Annotated in this window: 17 protein-coding genes; 10 read left to right on the top strand and 7 right to left on the bottom strand. The window is 71.6% G+C overall.

The genetic code is table 11. The annotated features are described in order from the left end of the window. Positions 1-30: 30 nt before the first annotated feature. Complete coding sequence (locus tag CFP66_RS04415) at positions 31-1,179, bottom strand: Mrp/NBP35 family ATP-binding protein (RefSeq protein ID WP_094920515.1); 1,149 nt, start codon at positions 1,177-1,179, stop codon at positions 31-33. Between the two features lie 117 nt (positions 1,180-1,296). Here CFP66_RS04415 and CFP66_RS04410 point away from each other — a divergent pair, with 117 nt between their 5' ends. After that, the gene (locus tag CFP66_RS04410; RefSeq protein WP_369804953.1) at positions 1,297-1,803 is read left to right on the top strand and encodes a MarR family winged helix-turn-helix transcriptional regulator; all 507 of its coding nucleotides are present in this window, start codon (positions 1,297-1,299) and stop codon (positions 1,801-1,803) included. Here the strand turns inward: CFP66_RS04410 and CFP66_RS04405 are convergent. Both CFP66_RS04405 and CFP66_RS04400 read right to left on the bottom strand, forming a co-directional pair. After that, positions 1,781-2,302, bottom strand: a complete 522-nt coding sequence (locus tag CFP66_RS04405) for a DUF1003 domain-containing protein (protein WP_094920513.1) — start codon at positions 2,300-2,302, stop codon at positions 1,781-1,783. The genes CFP66_RS04410 and CFP66_RS04405 overlap by 23 nt on opposite strands. Further along, entirely contained in the window at positions 2,295-3,560 is a 1,266-nt protein-coding gene (locus tag CFP66_RS04400) for a magnesium transporter MgtE N-terminal domain-containing protein (RefSeq protein ID WP_094920512.1), read from the bottom strand. The genes CFP66_RS04405 and CFP66_RS04400 overlap by 8 nt, the downstream gene beginning before the upstream one ends. Positions 3,561-3,583: 23 nt before the next feature. On the opposite strand from CFP66_RS04400, the gene CFP66_RS04395 reads away from it, so the two are divergent. The 3 genes from CFP66_RS04395 to CFP66_RS04385 all read left to right on the top strand — a co-directional run bounded on the left by CFP66_RS04395 (position 3,584) and on the right by CFP66_RS04385 (position 6,855). Next, positions 3,584-4,465 carry a PhzF family phenazine biosynthesis protein gene (locus CFP66_RS04395; protein ID WP_094920510.1) on the top strand — a complete coding sequence of 294 codons (882 nt, stop codon included), beginning with the start codon at positions 3,584-3,586 and terminating at the stop codon, positions 4,463-4,465. Between the two features lie 94 nt (positions 4,466-4,559). Then, positions 4,560-5,522, top strand: coding sequence for a CoA ester lyase (locus tag CFP66_RS04390; RefSeq protein ID WP_094920508.1), 963 nt, complete (start codon positions 4,560-4,562; stop codon positions 5,520-5,522). Between the two features lie 139 nt (positions 5,523-5,661). After that, complete coding sequence (locus CFP66_RS04385; protein ID WP_094920507.1) at positions 5,662-6,855, top strand: acyl-CoA dehydrogenase family protein; 1,194 nt, start codon at positions 5,662-5,664, stop codon at positions 6,853-6,855. A gap of 388 nt (positions 6,856-7,243) precedes the next feature. On the opposite strand, the gene CFP66_RS04380 is transcribed toward CFP66_RS04385, so the two are convergent. After that, the gene (locus CFP66_RS04380; protein ID WP_094920505.1) at positions 7,244-7,510 is read right to left on the bottom strand and encodes a hypothetical protein; all 267 of its coding nucleotides are present in this window, start codon (positions 7,508-7,510) and stop codon (positions 7,244-7,246) included. A gap of 375 nt (positions 7,511-7,885) precedes the next feature. Here CFP66_RS04380 and CFP66_RS04375 point away from each other — a divergent pair, with 375 nt between their 5' ends. From CFP66_RS04375 to CFP66_RS04355, 5 genes are all read left to right on the top strand, one after another. Then, the gene (locus CFP66_RS04375; RefSeq protein WP_094920504.1) at positions 7,886-8,404 is read left to right on the top strand and encodes a general stress protein; all 519 of its coding nucleotides are present in this window, start codon (positions 7,886-7,888) and stop codon (positions 8,402-8,404) included. A gap of 151 nt (positions 8,405-8,555) precedes the next feature. Continuing rightward, complete coding sequence (locus tag CFP66_RS04370; protein WP_094920502.1) at positions 8,556-9,914, top strand: extracellular solute-binding protein; 1,359 nt, start codon at positions 8,556-8,558, stop codon at positions 9,912-9,914. Further along, the gene (locus CFP66_RS04365; RefSeq protein ID WP_094920501.1) at positions 9,914-10,876 is read left to right on the top strand and encodes a carbohydrate ABC transporter permease; all 963 of its coding nucleotides are present in this window, start codon (positions 9,914-9,916) and stop codon (positions 10,874-10,876) included. The genes CFP66_RS04370 and CFP66_RS04365 overlap by 1 nt, the downstream gene beginning before the upstream one ends. Position 10,877: 1 nt before the next feature. Continuing rightward, a complete protein-coding gene (locus tag CFP66_RS04360; protein WP_094920499.1) occupies positions 10,878-11,723 on the top strand; it encodes a carbohydrate ABC transporter permease in 846 nt (281 codons plus the stop codon). 4 nt (positions 11,724-11,727) lie between these two features. Continuing rightward, positions 11,728-12,936 (top strand): ABC transporter ATP-binding protein, encoded by a 1,209-nt coding sequence (locus tag CFP66_RS04355; RefSeq protein WP_094920498.1) that lies wholly within the window; start codon positions 11,728-11,730, stop codon positions 12,934-12,936. Here the strand turns inward: CFP66_RS04355 and CFP66_RS04350 are convergent. Then, a complete protein-coding gene (locus tag CFP66_RS04350; RefSeq protein ID WP_233159129.1) occupies positions 12,933-13,766 on the bottom strand; it encodes an AraC family transcriptional regulator in 834 nt (277 codons plus the stop codon). The genes CFP66_RS04355 and CFP66_RS04350 overlap by 4 nt on opposite strands. A gap of 166 nt (positions 13,767-13,932) precedes the next feature. Here CFP66_RS04350 and CFP66_RS04345 point away from each other — a divergent pair, with 166 nt between their 5' ends. Next, positions 13,933-14,340 carry an SRPBCC family protein gene (locus CFP66_RS04345; RefSeq protein ID WP_094920496.1) on the top strand — a complete coding sequence of 136 codons (408 nt, stop codon included), beginning with the start codon at positions 13,933-13,935 and terminating at the stop codon, positions 14,338-14,340. Here CFP66_RS04345 and CFP66_RS04340 read toward each other — a convergent pair. Both CFP66_RS04340 and CFP66_RS04335 read right to left on the bottom strand, forming a co-directional pair. Further along, complete coding sequence (locus CFP66_RS04340) at positions 14,334-15,176, bottom strand: ParB N-terminal domain-containing protein (protein ID WP_094920495.1); 843 nt, start codon at positions 15,174-15,176, stop codon at positions 14,334-14,336. The two genes, CFP66_RS04345 and CFP66_RS04340, sit on opposite strands and share 7 nt — an antisense overlap. Next, positions 15,176-15,823, bottom strand: a complete 648-nt coding sequence (locus tag CFP66_RS04335) for a metallophosphoesterase (RefSeq protein ID WP_094920493.1) — start codon at positions 15,821-15,823, stop codon at positions 15,176-15,178. The genes CFP66_RS04340 and CFP66_RS04335 overlap by 1 nt, the downstream gene beginning before the upstream one ends. Positions 15,824-15,825: the final 2 nt, after the last annotated feature.

Below are 15,825 nucleotides of genomic sequence, written 5' to 3'. Positions count from 1 at the left end.
AGTGCGGGAGCACTCCTATCCACTCACGGCCTACTTGCGGACCGGACTGATGTTCAGCGACATCCCGGCGAGGCCCCGCGAGCGCACGGTGAGCTTCTCCGCCACCGCGCGCAGGGCCTGCGCCGACGCGCTCTCCGGATCGGCGAGCACGATCGGGTTGCCGGAGTCGCCGCATTCGCGCAGCTGCGGCTCCAGCGGCACCTGCCCGAGCAGCGGGACCGGAGCCCCGATGGCGCGGGTGAGGGAATCGGCGACCACCTGGCCGCCGCCCGAGCCGAACACCTCCATGCGGGTGCCGTCGGGCATCTCCATCCACGACATGTTCTCGACGACGCCGGCGAGACGCTGGCGGGTCTGCAGCGCGATCGAGCCGGCCCGCTCGGCCACCTCGGCCGCCGCGGTCTGCGGCGTGGTGACCACCAGCAGCTCCGCGTTGGGCACGAGCTGCGCGGTGGAGATCGCGATGTCGCCGGTGCCGGGGGGCAGGTCGAGCAGCAGGACGTCCAGGTCGCCCCAGTACACGTCGGCGAGGAACTGCTGCAGGGCCCGGTGCAGCATCGGGCCGCGCCACACGACGGCGTCGTTGCCCGGTGTGAACATCCCGATCGAGATGACCTTCACACCGTGCGCCTGCGGCGGCATGATCATGTTCTCGACCTTGGTGGGTCGGTCGGTGGTGCCGAGCATCCGCGGCACCGAGTGGCCGTAGATGTCGGCGTCCACCACTCCCACCGACAGGCCCTTCGCCGCCATCGCGGCAGCCAGGTTGACGGTGATGGAGGACTTGCCGACCCCACCCTTGCCCGACGCCACGCAGTACACGCGCGTGAGCGAGCCGGGCTGGGCGAACGGGATCACCGGCTCGGCCGCGTCGCCGCGGAGGCTGCGCCGCAGCTCGGTGCGCTGCTCGTCGCTCATGACGTCGAGCTCGACCTCGACGGCCGTGATCCCGGAGACCTTCGAGACGGCCTCGGTGACGCGCGAGGTGATCGTCTCGCGCATCGGGCAGCCGGCCACGGTGAGGTAGACGCCCACGTGGGCGCGTCCGTCCGGCGCGACCGAGACGCCCTTCACCATGCCGAGGTCGGTGATCGGCTTGTGGATCTCGGGGTCGTCGACGGTGGCGAGCGCGGCCCGCACGGCCTGCTCGACGGTGCTGGTGCTCTCGGTGGTGGACATCAGAGGTTCCGCTGGACCTTCCATCGACGGCGCGACGCTGCCGGGCGCGGCTTCCGCACCCGTCTTTCCACTGTACGTCCGTGCCCTCGGGGCCCCGCGTCCGTAGCATCGTGGCCCGTGACGGACACCGCCGCTCCCACCGCGCCCACCCCGGGACACGGCGCCGCCGAGCCCGCTGCAGCCCGGCCGCGGTCCGGGCCGACGCGCGAGCAGCTGGCGGCGTGGCGGGCGTTCCTGCGGGCCCACGCCGCGATCACGCGGGCCCTCGAGGCGGAGCTGGTGACCGAGCAGGACCTCTCCCTCGCCTCCTACGACGTGCTCGTCCAGCTGGCCGAGGCGCCGGGCCGGCGGCTGCGGATGACCGAGCTCGCGGACGCGGTGCTGCTGTCCCGTTCCGGTGTCACGCGCCTGGTCGACCGGCTGGAGAAGGCAGGGCTCGTGTCCCGCTGCCGGGTCGAGGGCGACGGGCGCGGCGTGGCCGCGCGGCTCACCGAAAGCGGGGTCAACCGGCTGCGGATCGCGTCGCGCACCCATCTGCGCGGCGTCACGCAGCACTTCGTGACGCGTCTGGAGGAGGCAGACCTGCACGTGCTGGAGCGGCTCACCCGTCAGCTCGCCGACTGAGCCTGGCCCGCGCGCGTTCGGTGGCCGGGTCCGGATCGCCGCCGAGCCGGTCGCAGAGCTTGTCGAGCTCGCCGCGCAGGTAGTCCCGGGTGGCCACCTCGCCCACCGCGATCCGCAGCGCGGCGAGCTCGCGGGCCAGGTACTCGGTGTCGGCCTTCGTCCGCTCGGCGCGGGCGCGGTCCTCCTCGAGCGACACGCGGTCGCGGTCGTCCTGGCGGTTCTGCGCGAGCAGGATCAGCGGCGCCGCGTACGCGGCCTGCGTGGAGAAGGCCAGGTTGAGCAGGATGAACGGGTAGGGATCCCACCGTCCGGACCAGGCGACGAGGTTCACCGCGATCCAGACGATGACGATCACCGACTGGATCGCGAGGAACCGGCCGGTGCCCAGGAAACGGGCGATCCGCTCGGAGAAGCGGGCGAACCACTCGGGGTCGACCTCGAACCGGGCGCGGCCCAGCAGCGGCTGGTCGAGCCTGCGGTAGGTGGTGTTCTCAGGCATCCGACACCTCGCTGGTCCGGTCGGGGTCGGTCAGGCGGTCGCGCCAGTCCGGCGGGAGGAGGTGGTCGAGGACGTCGTCCACCGTGACGGCGCCGAGCAGGTGGTCCTCGGCGTCGACGACGGGACCGGCCACCAGGTTGTACGCCGCGAAGTACCGGGTGATCTCACCGAGCGTGGCCTCGGGGGACAACCGCGCCAGCTCGCTGTCGACGACGCCGGCCACCAGTTCGAACGGGGCCGCCCGCAGCAGCCGCTGCGCGTGCGCGCACCCGAGGTAGCGCCCGGTCGGGGTGCCCGACGGCGGCCGGCAGACGAAGACCATGCTCGCCAGCGCGGGCGGGATGTCGGGGTTGCGGATGCGGGCGAGCGCCTCGGCCACGGTGGCGTCCGGGCGCAGGATGACCGGCTCGGGAGTCATGAGCCCGCCCGCGGTGTCGGACGAGTAGCTCATCAGCCGGCGCACCGGCTCGGACTCCTCGGGCTGCATCAGGGCCAGCAGCGCGTCGGACTCGGCGTCGGGCAGCTCGTGCAGCAGGTCGGCGGCGTCGTCCGGGGACATCGCCTCGAGGACGTCCGCGGCGCGCTCGGGCGACAGGTGGGCGAGCAGGTTGCGCTGGTCGGACTCGGACAGCTCCTCGAACACGTCGGCGAGCCGCTCGTCGTCGAGACCGTCGACCACCTCGTGCTGGCGCTTCTCGGGCAGCTCCGACAGCGCGGCGGCGACGTCGGCCGGACGCATGGTCTCGAACACCGACAGCAGGCCCTCGGTGCCCTGCCGGTCGGTGAGGGAGAGGCCGGTGACCGCGCGCCAGGGCAGCACCTGCACGAGCCCGCGGCGGCCGATCCGGTGGCGGCGGATGCGCACGGCCAACCGGCCGACGACCCAGTCGCGGGACCGGGTCGGCTCGATCGCCGCGTCGACGACGACCGCGTCCTCGCCGCTCTCGACGATCCGGACGGGTGCGTCGAGCATCTGCCCCACCAGCAACGCCTCGTTCGGACGCTGCGCGAAGCCCCGCAGGCTCACCGACCCGGTGGCGAGGGTGACGGCGCCGGGGTCGATCGCCGTGACGCGCAGCATGGGCACGAAGATCCGGCGCCGGGTGGCGAGCTCGACGACCACGCCGAGCACCCGCGGCGGGCTCGAGTCGACGCGCAGTGTGGCGACGAGGTCGCGCACCTTCCCGATGCGCTCACCGTCGGGCCCGAACACGGCAAGGCCCACCAGCCGTGCGACGTAGACCCGTTCGACGCCCATGTGCGGAAGCCTAAGGTGCCACTGTGGATCCCCTCCGGTACGACGTGGTGGACGTGTTCACCGCGGACGGCGCCTACACCGGCAACCCACTGGCCGTCGTGCACGGGGCCGACGTGCTCGAGACCGGGCAGATGCAGGCGATCGCCGCGGAGTTCGGGCTCTCCGAGACCGCGTTCCCGCTGCCGCCCACGACCCCGGAGGCCGATTACCGGTTGCGCATCTTCACCCCGTCGCGCGAGCTGCCCTTCGCCGGGCACCCGAGCGTCGGCGCCGCGTGGGTGCTGGCGCAGGCGGGGCTGATCCGCACCGGAGAGGTCGTGCAGGAGTGCGGCGCGGGCCTGCTACCCGTGCAGGTGAACGCGCACTGGGCACGCGTCGACGGGGGCCGCCCCGAGGTCGGACCCGTGCTGGACGGCGCGGCGCTCGCGGCCGCCGTCGGGCTCGGCGCCGCAGATCCGGTCGTGGAGGTGCCGGCCGGGGTCGCCGCGGCGGGCGTGCCGTTCGCGTTCCTGCCGGTGCGCCCGGACGCGGTCGCACGGGTGCAGGTCGACCCGGTCGCGCTGCGCCGCGAGCTGTCCGGGATGCCCGAACTCGTCGGCATCGCGGTGGTCGCCTTCGACCAGGCGGACTGGCGCGCGCACCTGCGGATGTTCGCCCCGGAGGTGGGTGTGGTCGAGGACCCGGCCACCGGCTCGGCCGCCGTCGCGCTCGGGGTCTTCCTCGCCGACCGGGGCCTGCTGGCCGCCGACGGGCAGACCGGTTTCGTGGTGGCCCAGGGCGCGGAGATGGGGCGCCCGTCCCAGCTCGCGGTCGTCGTCACCGCGCGCGGCGGCGCGGCGGTCGCCACCTCGGTGCAGGGCGGGGTGTCGCGGGTGGCCCGCGGCGAGCTGCTCGCCGTGCCCTGACCGGCTGAGAACCTCCTCACCTCGCACGGCCGCGGGCGGGGTCGCGTGTCAGCATCGGCCCAACCCCGTGCCGCACTCGACGAGGAGTCCGCCAGTGACCACGACCCAGCTCCGTGCCCGCCGCTCCTGCCTCGCCGTCCCGGGATCGAGCCAGAAGTTCATCGACAAGGCCCGCACGCTGCCCGCCGACCAGGTCTTCCTCGACCTCGAGGACGCCTGCGCGCCGCTGGCCAAGCCCGGTGCCCGCAAGACGATCGTCGAGGCGCTCAACGAGGGTGGCTGGGGCGAGCGGATCCGGGTGGTCCGGGTGAACGACTGGACCACGGAGTGGACCTACCGCGACGTCACCGAGGTCGTCGAGGGCGCGGGCGCGAACCTGGACGCGATCATGCTGCCCAAGGTGCAGACCGCGGAGCAGGTCGTCGCCCTCGACCTGCTGCTCAGCCAGATCGAGAAGGCCATGGGGTACGAGGTCGGCAAGATCGGCATCGAGGCGCAGATCGAGAACGCGCTCGGCCTGACCAACGTCAACGCGATCGCCACGGCGTCGCCGCGCGTCGAGACGATCATCTTCGGCCCTGCCGACTTCATGGCCTCGATCAACATGAAGTCCCTGGTGGTGGGGGAGCAGCCCCCGGGCTACGACGTCGGCGACGCCTACCACCACATCCTGATGAGCATCCTCATGGCCGCCCGCGCCCACGACAAGCAGGCCATCGACGGGCCGTACCTGCAGATCAAGGACGTCGACGGGTTCAGCCGCGTGGCCGGCCGCTCGGCGGCGCTGGGCTTCGACGGCAAGTGGGTGCTGCACCCGGGCCAGATCGACGCGGCCAACGAGACCTTCAGCCCTCGCCAGGAGGACTACGACCACGCCGAGAACATCCTCGACGCCTACGAGCACTACACCTCCGAGGCGGGCGGCAAGCGCGGCGCGGCGATGATCGGCGACGAGATGATCGACGAGGCCAGCCGCAAGATGGCGCTGGTGATCAGCGGCAAGGGCCGGGCGGCGGGAATGGAACGCACGGACCGCTGGACGCCCCCGTCGGAGTGAACCGCCGCCCGTGGCGCGACTTCGCAGAACGCTGCGCCGGAGTGACCATCGTCGCGCCCCTGTGCGGACGTTCACAGCTTGCGGCTGGCCGCGCGGGGGATACTGCCCGGTAACTCGCCCAGCGTCGGGAGGACGTTCGATGGCCAAGCTCGCCCAGACCGCCGGTCTCACCGAGATCCAGCAGGAGATCCTGTCCACGGTCCGCACGTTCGTGGACAAGGAGATCCTCCCCCACGCCACCGCGCTGGAGCACGCGGACGCCTACCCGCAGGACATCGTCGACGGGATGAAGGAGATGGGCCTGTTCGGGCTCACCGTCTCGGAGGAGTTCGGCGGGCTCGGGGAGTCGCTGCTGACCTACGCGCTGGTCGTCGAGCAGATCGCGCGGGGGTGGATGAGCGTCTCCGGCGTGATCAACACCCACTTCATCGTGGCCCACATGATCGCCCACCACGGCACCGACGAGCAGAAGCAGCGCTACCTGCCGCGGATGGCGGCGGGGGAGGTGCGCGGGTCGTTCTCGATGTCGGAGCCGGACCTCGGTTCGGACGTGGCCGCGATCTCCACGAAGGCGGTGGCCGACGGCGACGACTTCGTGATCGACGGCGCGAAGATGTGGCTCACCAACGGCGGCACGTCCAACCTGACCGCCGTGCTCGTGCGCACCGACGAGGGCGCGGAGCGGGCGCACCAGAACCTCACGTGCTTCCTCGTGGACAAGCCGGAGGGCTACGGCGAGGTCGCGCCCGGCCTCACGGTGCCCGGCAAGATCGACAAGATGGGCTACAAGGGCGTCGACACCACGGAGCTGGTCTTCTCCGGCCACCGGGTGCCCGCCGCGCAGATCCTCGGCGACCGGCGGGGCGGCGGGTTCGCCCAGATGATGGACGGAGTCGAGGTCGGGCGCGTGAACGTCGCCGCCCGCGCCTGCGGCATCGCGATCCGGGCGTTCGAGCTCGCGGTGGAGTACGCGCAGCAGCGCAAGACGTTCGGCAAGCCGATCGCCCAGCACCAGGCCATCGCGTTCAAGCTCGCCGAGATGGCCACGAAGGTGGAGGCCGCCCACCTGATGATGGTCAACGCCGCCCGCATGAAGGACTCGGGCGAGCGGTTCGACGTGGAGGCGGGCATGGCCAAGCTGCTCGCGAGCGAGTACTGCGCGGAGGTCACGCAGGAGTCCTTCCGCATCCACGGCGGCTACGGCTACTCCAAGGAGTACGAGATCGAGCGGCTGATGCGCGAGGCGCCGTTCCTGCTCATCGGGGAGGGCACGTCGGAGATCCAGAAGACGATCATCAGTCGCGGGCTGCTCAAGGAGTACAAGCTGCGCTAGCAGCCGCGGCGTGCTCGTCGTCGCGTGATCGATGCGGGCCGCGCGTGGGGGTGCTCCTGTGGGCGCGCCGTTCCCGGCTCGAGACCACTGCCTCACACCCTGCCCCCGGCCTTCGACGCAGTCGGCCGAGTTCCCCGATCCCTGCCCGTCGGCGGGGTGGCCGGGTTGGCAGAACTGCCGAATATCGTGGCTGGGTGGGCGGCCGTTCCCGGCGCGGGCCCAGGCCCGTTCGGGACGAGTCCGCCCGTGCTGCGTGCTCGCGCACCTTGCGGTGGTCCCGATCCACCCCCTTACCTGTGATCATCGGCCCGGCCGAGGCGCGTTCACCCCTCATGATCGGGGGAGTGCGAATCGACCGCGGCGACCGGTCGACGGTGTGGGCACCCCGCTAGTCGCGGTTCTGCGGCCAGATCCGGGCGCCGATGCGGAGTTGGCGCCCCGACCCGCCGCACGCCGGGCAGAGCCGGAACGAGCGGCTGGCCAGCACTCCGTACGAGCGCGGGGTGCCCTTGCACGCGGAGCACGCTGTGAGCGGGTGCAGGAGCAGCGACAGGAGCCAGGCCACGACCAGGCCCGCGCCCGCGAGTGTGACGAGGGTCGTGCCGGTGAGGTTGGCCGTCGCGGTGAGCAGCGTGACGGTGGACAGGAACGGCATGGTGGGGCACCTCCGACCCCGGGAGCGCCCCCCCTGCGGCTCCTGCCGTCCGTCCCCGGCCTGACGATCAGGCTAAGTGGCAGGTGCAGCAGCGGAAGCCGCTGAACAGGCTAAGCTCCGTACGGCCGATTGGTGTATCGCTGCCCGCTCGGCACGCAGCCGAACGAGATGGTGATCGCCCGGGCGGCCCGCACCGGACGCTGTTCCGGGCCGGTGGGGCGGACCGCGCGGGCGTGCGCGGCGCGTGCTGCGCCGGGCGGCGACGGGCCATAGGTGTGATGATCGTCGGAATGGGCACTTCGTCCCAGGTCCCGGCGTTGACATGATGGACGCCGTGAAGGCCTGGAGTCCCGCCATCGAGGAAGAGGAGGCCCCGTGACCACTCCGTTCGGCGGCCCCGCGCGCACCGCGCCCGGACTGCCCAACCTGCCGACCCCGCCCACCGGGTGGCCGGTCGGTTCGTACGCCACCTACGAGGAGGCGCAGCGGGCCGTCGATCACCTCGCCGACTCCGACTTCCCGGTGCGGGACGTCACCATCGTGGGTGTCGACCTGATGCTGGTGGAGCGGGTGATCGGCCGGCTCACCTGGGGCCGGGTCCTCGCTTCGGGCGCTGCGTCCGGCGCGTGGTTCGGTCTGTTCGTGGGCCTGTTGCTCAGCCTCGTCAGCCAGGGCGGCACCTCGTTCGCGCCGATCCTGCTCGGGCTGGGCTTCGGTCTCGTGTTCGGTCTGATCTTCGCCGCGGTCACCTACCGGCTCTCCCGTGGACGCCGCGACTTCCAGTCGGTGAGCCAGCTCGTCGCCGGCCGGTACGACGTGCTCTGCCAGCCACGCAACGCCGAGAAGGCACGCGAGCTCCTCGCCAAGTTGGCGATGGGCTCAAGCCCGGCCTAAATCGGGCTTGCAGTTCCCCCATACCGCCCGTCAGAGATTGCGGCCGTTCCCGGACGCGCATAAGTTCTGATCACCGGCCACTAGCAGTGATCGGTATCACACTCGCGGGCGACGTCGCCTGGTCGTCCGCGCTCTCGGGACGGAGAAACACATGGGGGAGCCGGTCCGTTCGACGGCCCGGCGGCGACGCGGACGACCGCTCGCCGCCGGCGCTTGCGGGCTCCTGGTCGCCGCCGCGGTGGCCGGGTGCAGCTCGGCCCCGGCCGGGCCACCAGTAATCAACTTCTACACGGCGGCCGACGGCGCCAGCGCCTACGCGGCCGGCGCGGAGGCCTGCACCGAAGCCGCGAACGGCCGCTACTCGGTCGTGCAGCAGACGCTGCCCAAGGCCGCGGACGACCAGCGCCTGCAGCTCGCCCGCCGGCTCGTCGCGGGTGACTCCGAGGTCGACCTGATGACGATGGACGTCACCTGGACCGCGGAGTTCGCGGAGGCCGGGTGGATCGAGCCGTGGCCGGAGGACCGCGCGGCGCAGGTCGCGGAGGGCACCCTCGAGGGCCCGCTCGAGACGGCCCGCTACCAGGGGCAGCTCTGGGGCGCGCCGCTCAACACCAACACCCAGCTGCTCTGGTACCGCAAGGACCTCGCCCCGCAGCCGCCGCAGACCTGGGACGAGATGATCCAGATGTCTGAGGCGCTGCACGAGCAGGGTCTGCCGTCCTACATCGAGACCCAGGCGGCGCAGTACGAGGGCATCTCGGTGTGGTTCAACACGCTGCTCACCAGCGCGGGCGGCCAGCTCGTCTCCGAGGGCGGCGAGGTCCTCGTCGACGACGGCGACGCCGCTCACCAGGCCACCTCGATCATGCAGCGGGTCGGTTCCTCGCCTGCCGGCGATCCGTCGCTGTCGGTGGCCCAGGAGAACGACGGACGCCTCCAGATGGAGGCCGGGCTCGCGGCGTTCCAGGTGAACTACCCGTTCGTCAACGCCTCGATCAACACGCCGCCGCCGGACGGTGGGGGCGGCGGGACGTTCATCGACGAGCAGGGCCGCCCGACCGCCGAGGACACCGGACGCCAGGTGGTCGACGAGTTCGCCTGGGCTCCCTACCCGCGGGTGGACCCGAACCGGCCCTCGAGCGTGACGATCGGTGGCTTCAACATCGGCGTCAGCACCACCGGTGGCGACACCGAGATCGCGTTCGAGGCCGCGCAGTGCCTGCGCAACCAGGAGAACCAGCTCACCAACGCCACCGAGGCCGGTGTCCCGCCGACGCTCGCCGGGCTCTACGACGACCCCGCGTTCCAGCAGGAGTACCCGGCGTGGGAGGCCATCCGGGACTCCCTGCAGACCGCGAGCGTGCGGCCGAAGACCCCGGCGTACACGAGCATCTCCATCGTGCTCGCCGATCTGCTCAACCCGCCCGCGCAGATCAACCCGGACGTGATCGTCCCGCGGATGGCCACTGAGGTCGAACGGGCCGTGAACTCGGAAGGACTGGTGCCCTGATGACGGTCTCGAGCACGGCCCCCGCCGCCGAGGCGCAGACCTCCGCGCAGGCGCCGAAGCACCGCGGCAGGCCGCCGCTGTCGGAGGGGGCGCGGGCCGAGCGCAAGCTCGCGTTCCTGCTCTGCGCCCCGGCCGTGATCATCATGGTCGCGGTCACGGCCTACCCCATCGGATACGCCCTGTGGCTGTCGCTGCAGCGCTACGACCTGCGCTTCCCGGACGAGCAGTCGTTCGCCGGCCTCTCCAACTACGTCGCGGTGCTGACGTCGGGGTACTGGTGGAGCGCGTTCGGCATCACGCTGCTGATCACCGTGATCTCGGTGGCGATCGAGTTCGTGCTCGGGCTCGCGCTGGCGCTGGTCATGCACCGCACGATCTTCGGGCGCGGGCTCACCCGCACCGTGGTGCTGATCCCGTACGGCATCGTCACCGTCGTCGCGGCGTTCAGCTGGCAGTTCGCCTGGACGCCGGACACCGGCTACCTGGCGAACATGCTCTCCGACGGCAGTGCCCCGCTCACCGGCCAGGCGTCGGCGATCACGCTGATCATCATCGCCGAGGTCTGGAAGACCACGCCGTTCATGGCGCTGCTCCTGCTCGCCGGTCTGGCGCTGGTGCCCGACGACCTGCTCAAGGCCGCCCAGGTGGACGGCGCGGGGCCGTGGGAGCGGCTCACCCAGATCATCCTGCCGATGATGAAGCCCGCGATTCTCGTGGCGCTGCTGTTCCGCACCCTCGACGCGTTCCGCATCTTCGACAACATCTACATCCTCACCGGCGGCTCGAACGGCACCGGCTCGGTCTCGATGATGGGTTACAACAACCTGTTCCGGGCGTTCAACCTCGGCATCGGGTCCGCGATCAGCGTGCTCATCTTCATCGCCGTCGCGCTGATCGCATTCATTTTCATCAACTTGTTCGGCGCGGCCGCGCCGGGCTCGGACACCGAGGGGAGGCGCTGACATGGCGGGTCAACCCGGCACCACCGGCACCGCGGCCAAGAGCAAGTGGGCGGTGGCCAACGCTCTCGTGCTGATCTACGCCCTCGTGCCGGTGCTGTGGATCGTCAGCCTGTCGTTCAAGCCGGCGAGCAGCATCACCGACGGCAACTTCATCCCTCGCGAGTGGACGCTCGAGAACTACGCGCAGGTGTTCGGGGTCAGCCTGTTCACCAGCGCGCTCATCAACTCGATCGGCATCGCGATCATCGCCACAGTGCTCGCCGTCGTGATCGGCACGATGGCGGCCTACGCGATCGCACGGCTGCGGTTCCCGGGTAAGGGCCTGCTCGTGGGCGTCTCGCTGCTGATCGCGATGTTCCCGCCGATCTCGCTGGTGAGCCCGCTGTTCGACATCGAGCGCAGCATCGGGTTGTTCGACACCTGGCCCGGCCTGATCCTGCCCTACATCACGTTCTCGCTGCCGCTGGCGATCTACACGCTCTCGGCGTTCTTCCGCGAGATCCCGTGGGAGCTGGAGAAGGCCGCGAAGATGGACGGGGCCACGCCGCTGCAGGCGTTCCGCTCGGTGATCGTGCCGCTGGCCGCGCCGGGCGTGTTCACCACCGCGATCCTGGTGTTCATCTTCTGCTGGAACGACTTCCTGTTCGCGCTCTCGCTGACCTCCACCGAACGCTCGCAGACGGCACCCGTCGCGATCGCCAACTTCACCGGGGCCAGCGAGTTCGCCGAGCCGACGGGCTCGATCGCGGCGGCCGCCGTGCTGCTCACGATCCCCATCATCATCTTCGTCTTCTTCTTCCAGCGGCGCATCGTCGCCGGCCTGACCTCCGGCGCAGTGAAGGGCTGAACAAATGGCTGACATCGTCCTGGACCACATCACCAAGACCTACCCCGACGGCACCGTCGGCGTGGACGACGCCCACTTCGAGATCGCCGACGGCGAGTTCATCATCCTGGTCGGCCCGTCCGGCTGCGGGAAGTCGACGACGCTGAACATGATCGCCGGGCTCGAGGACATCACGGGCGGCGAGCTGCGCATCGGCGGTGAGCGGATGAACGAGCGGGCGCCCAAGGACCGCGACATCGCGATGGTGTTCCAGTCCTACGCGCTCTACCCGCACATGACGGTGCGGGAGAACATGGGCTTCCCGCTCAAGCTCGCCAAGGTCGACAAGGCGGAGATCAACCGCCAGGTCGAGGACGCGGCGAAGATCCTCGACCTCACCCAGCACCTGGACCGCAAGCCGGCGAACATGTCCGGCGGCCAGCGGCAGCGGGTGGCGATGGGCCGCGCGATCGTCCGCAGCCCCAAGGCGTTCCTCATGGACGAGCCGCTGTCCAACCTCGACGCCAAGCTGCGCGTGCAGATGCGCACGATGGTGTCGAAGCTGCAGCAGCGGCTGCAGACCACCACGGTCTACGTCACCCACGACCAGACCGAGGCGATGACGCTGGGCGACCGCATCGTCGTCATGCGGGGCGGGAAGATCCAGCAGATCGGCTCGCCGCAGGTGCTCTACGACACCCCGGCCAACCTCTTCGTCGCGGGGTTCATCGGCTCGCCTGCCATGAACTTCCTGCCCGCCAAGACGGAGGAGGGGATGTTCCGCACGTCGTTGGGCGACTTGCCCCTCACCGATGAGCTGCGTCGTTCCCTGGAGAGCGGCGAAGCTCCCCGCGAGGTGATCATCGGCATCCGGCCGGAGCACTTCGAGGACGCCGCACTCGTGGAGGAGCACCAGAAGTCCCGGGGTGCCATGTTCACCGCGCAGGTCGACGTGCTGGAGTCGATGGGGTCGGACAAGTTCGCCTACTTCACCGTGGAGGGCGAGCAGGCCATGTCCGACGACCTCGCCGACCTGGCCGCCGACGCCGGCACCGCGGACGTTCCCGGTGGCGACTCGGGCACGCTGGTCACCCGCCTGTCGGCGGAGTCCGGCGTGCGCGAGGGCGAGCGCTCCGAGGTGTGGGTGGACACCGGCAAGATCCAGGTGTTCGACCCCTCCAGCGGGAAGAACCTGACGACACGGGAACCGACGCCCGCCGCGGCCGCCCGCTAGCCGGGAGCCGGCGCCGGCTGCCGCCCTTGCAGCAGCCGGCGTACGGCGGTCGGTGTGTGCCCCAGGTGGGCGCGGATCGTGCGGGTGAGGTGCGCCTGGTCGGCGAAGCCGAGGTCGGCAGCGAGCACGGCCAGGCTGTCCTCGCCCTCGGCCAGCCGCTCGAGCGCCCGCCCCACGCGCACCCGATTGCGGTACCGGGTGAGCGAGATCCCGAGATCGGCCGTGAACGCCCTGCTCAGCCGGTACGGAGACACGCCCAGCAGCGCGGCGAGGGGGAGCAGCCCGTCGGCCGCGTGGACTCCGGTGGCGATCGCCTCCCGGCCCCGGGCGACGAGCGCCGCGCGTCCGGCGCGACCTGTCCCGGCAGCGGGTGTGGGCCCGTCGATGACGCGGGCGAGCGTTGTGGCGATCACACCGAGCAGCTCCTCGGTCGTCGCGAAGGTGGTGTCGCCGCTGCGCGCCGCGGCGAGGAGGCGCCGGTGGGCCAGCTCCAGCCGGGCGTCGACGTACACCCCCGCCTGCACGGCTCCGGTCCGTTCACCGGCCAGCTCCCGCCAGAGTGCCGGCGTGATGCTGATCGAGGTGCACCGGTCGTCACCCGCCGGATGGGCGAACCGCTCCTCCTCGCCCGGCGTACCGAGGTAGGCCACGGTGGAGTCGACATCGGTGAGCACCCCGTCGGCCTGCCGCCGGAACCGCCCCCGCCGGACCAGGACCAGCCGGATGTCCTGCTGAACCTCGACCTCGGACCAGCCACGGTGCTCCTGGGCGCAGGCCACGGCGGTGAGGGTGAAGGAGCCGCCATCGGCGAGCGGGACCGCGGAGAGCACGCGCCGGAGGCTACGGCGGCACCCCGACGGTTCCCGGACTGCAAGGATCATCAAGACCGGCACGGGCGCGGCGGGCACGGTGGACGCATGACGAAGAACCGCACTTCCCCGGGCCGCGTCCACGCGGTCGTGCTCGAATGCTCCTGCACCATGGCGGGGGTCTGACGTGGCGACCCTGCGCAAGGACGTCGTGCTCGGGGCGGACGCCGCCGACGTCTGGGACGCCCTGCGCGACTTCACCGCAGTGCACCAGCGGCTCTGCCCCGGCGTCCTCGTCGACTCCCGTCCGGGCCCCGGAGGGCGCCTGGTGACGTTCGCTGCCGGCCCGGTCGTCGACGAGACGCTGGTGGCCGTCGAGCCCGAGGAGCGGCGGCTGGTCTACGCGGTGGCGGAGAGCCCGTTCCCGTTCGCCCACCACCAGGCGTCGATGCAGGTGTTCCCCTCCGAGATGGGGAGCCGGCTGGTCTGGATCACCGATCTGCTGCCCGATGATCTGGCGCCCGACGTGAGCACCCTCATGGAGGAGGGGGCGGCGGCGATGCGGCGGGTGTTCCCGGTGCCCGGGGATCACTGACCCGGGTCACTGCGGAGGCGGTCGATCACCTCGTCGTCCCAGCGGTGGGTGCGCATGAGGCGGTAGCGCTGCCCGGCCAGGTGCAGGTAGGCCTCGGCCTCGGTGCGCTCGCCGATCAGGTCGGCCTGCGCGAGCATGCGCACGACCGGCTGGTACTCCTCGGCGTACCAGCGCCGCGCCACCGTCGCGCGGTCGAGGAAGCGGCCTTCCTGCTGCATGAGCCGGAACCCCCAGGCCTCCACGACCTCGCTGAGCACCGCGTAGGACCAGGCTCTGGTGACGAGGATCGACGCGAGCGCCGGGCCGGGCAGTGGCACCCGGTCGACGAACACGCGGCGCAGGTCCTTGCTGATGAGGTCGCCACGGCGGGCGATGCCGGTGGCGTCGAGCTTCGTGGTGACCTCGGTGACGTAGGCGTCGATCGAGCGGAAGCCGAGCGCGTGCGCCACGGAGACGCGGTGGTGACCGTCGCGCACGAAGTGCAGATCGCCCACCCGGTACACGTCGATCGGGGGGATCGACTCGCCGCGCCGCTGCGCCCGGGCCAGCCGCTCCCACCGTTCCCGGCTGCGGCCCGAGCGCGGGCGGAACCAGCGGTCGAAGTCGCGGGTGCGGTCGACGCTGCCCACGATCGAGTCCAGTGGGATCACCTGCAGCCCGCGCCGCTTCTCACCGGTACGGCCCAGTGCGGCCACGACCTCGTCGAACGGGAGCACGTCGGAGACGTCGTCGGGTTCGCGGCGCAGCCGGCCGGCCAGCCGCGAGAGCACCTGCCTGCGGCGGATGCGCAGGAAGTCGTGCTCCGCGTCGGCGGCGGGGAATCCGGTGTCCGCCATCAGAGCTCCAGGAGGCGCCGGCCCACGACGTTCACGATCCGGGTGTTCCCGATCACCCGGTCCGGAACCGCCTCGCCGTAGGGGTGGATGTGACCGTGCACCAGCAGGCGCGGGCGCAGCGCGTCGACCATGTCGTGCAGGCACTCGAATCCGTGGTGGGGCGGGTCGGCGCGATCCCCGCAGTGCCGCGGCGGGGCATGGGTGAGCAGGACGTCGACGGGCCTGCCGTCGGCACGGGTGCGCCGTCGCGCCGTGCGCACCAGCCGGCGGGCCCGCCGCGCCTGCTGGGCCTGCGTCCACTGGTTCGGACCGGGGCGGTACCGGACGCAGCCGCCGAGCCCGGCGAACCGCAGCCCGGCGACGTCGACGACCCGGCCGTCGGCATCGGCGAAACCGGCCGGGCCGGGCCACGCCGCAGGCATCCCGGCGCGCATCCACAGCCCCGAACGCTGCGAGTAGCCGGAGATGTCGGGGTCGTGGTTGCCGGGGACCAGGACACCGGGGCGGTCGAGGCTGTCTGAGATCTCGGCCAGGTAGTCGAAGGGCAGGTCACCTGCCCCGATGACCAGGTCGACGTTCCACCGCCGAGCGGCCCCCGCGGACAGCGCGGCCTCGACCTCGTCGCTCACCGCCAACGCCCGGACCACCC

The organism is Pseudonocardia sp. MH-G8, from assembly GCF_002262885.1.
GTDB lineage: Bacteria > Actinomycetota > Actinomycetes > Mycobacteriales > Pseudonocardiaceae > Pseudonocardia.
Note: the sequence above shows the minus strand (reverse complement) of the source record. Positions and strands in the feature narration are given on the sequence as shown.

Excerpts from the sequence above, each read along its gene's own strand:
- CFP66_RS04415 (WP_094920515.1), bottom strand. The coding sequence starts at position 1,179 with ATGTCCACCACCGAGAGCACCAGCACCGTCGAGCAGGCCGTGCGGGCC.
- CFP66_RS04405 (WP_094920513.1), bottom strand. The coding sequence starts at position 2,302 with ATGCCTGAGAACACCACCTACCGCAGGCTCGACCAGCCGCTGCTGGGC.
- CFP66_RS04400 (WP_094920512.1), bottom strand. The coding sequence starts at position 3,560 with ATGGGCGTCGAACGGGTCTACGTCGCACGGCTGGTGGGCCTTGCCGTG.
- CFP66_RS04385 (WP_094920507.1), top strand. The coding sequence starts at position 5,662 with ATGGCCAAGCTCGCCCAGACCGCCGGTCTCACCGAGATCCAGCAGGAG.
- CFP66_RS04380 (WP_094920505.1), bottom strand. The coding sequence starts at position 7,510 with ATGCCGTTCCTGTCCACCGTCACGCTGCTCACCGCGACGGCCAACCTC.
- CFP66_RS04370 (WP_094920502.1), top strand. The coding sequence starts at position 8,556 with ATGGGGGAGCCGGTCCGTTCGACGGCCCGGCGGCGACGCGGACGACCG.
- CFP66_RS04365 (WP_094920501.1), top strand. The coding sequence starts at position 9,914 with ATGACGGTCTCGAGCACGGCCCCCGCCGCCGAGGCGCAGACCTCCGCG.
- CFP66_RS04360 (WP_094920499.1), top strand. The coding sequence starts at position 10,878 with ATGGCGGGTCAACCCGGCACCACCGGCACCGCGGCCAAGAGCAAGTGG.
- CFP66_RS04355 (WP_094920498.1), top strand. The coding sequence starts at position 11,728 with ATGGCTGACATCGTCCTGGACCACATCACCAAGACCTACCCCGACGGC.
- CFP66_RS04340 (WP_094920495.1), bottom strand. The coding sequence starts at position 15,176 with ATGGCGGACACCGGATTCCCCGCCGCCGACGCGGAGCACGACTTCCTG.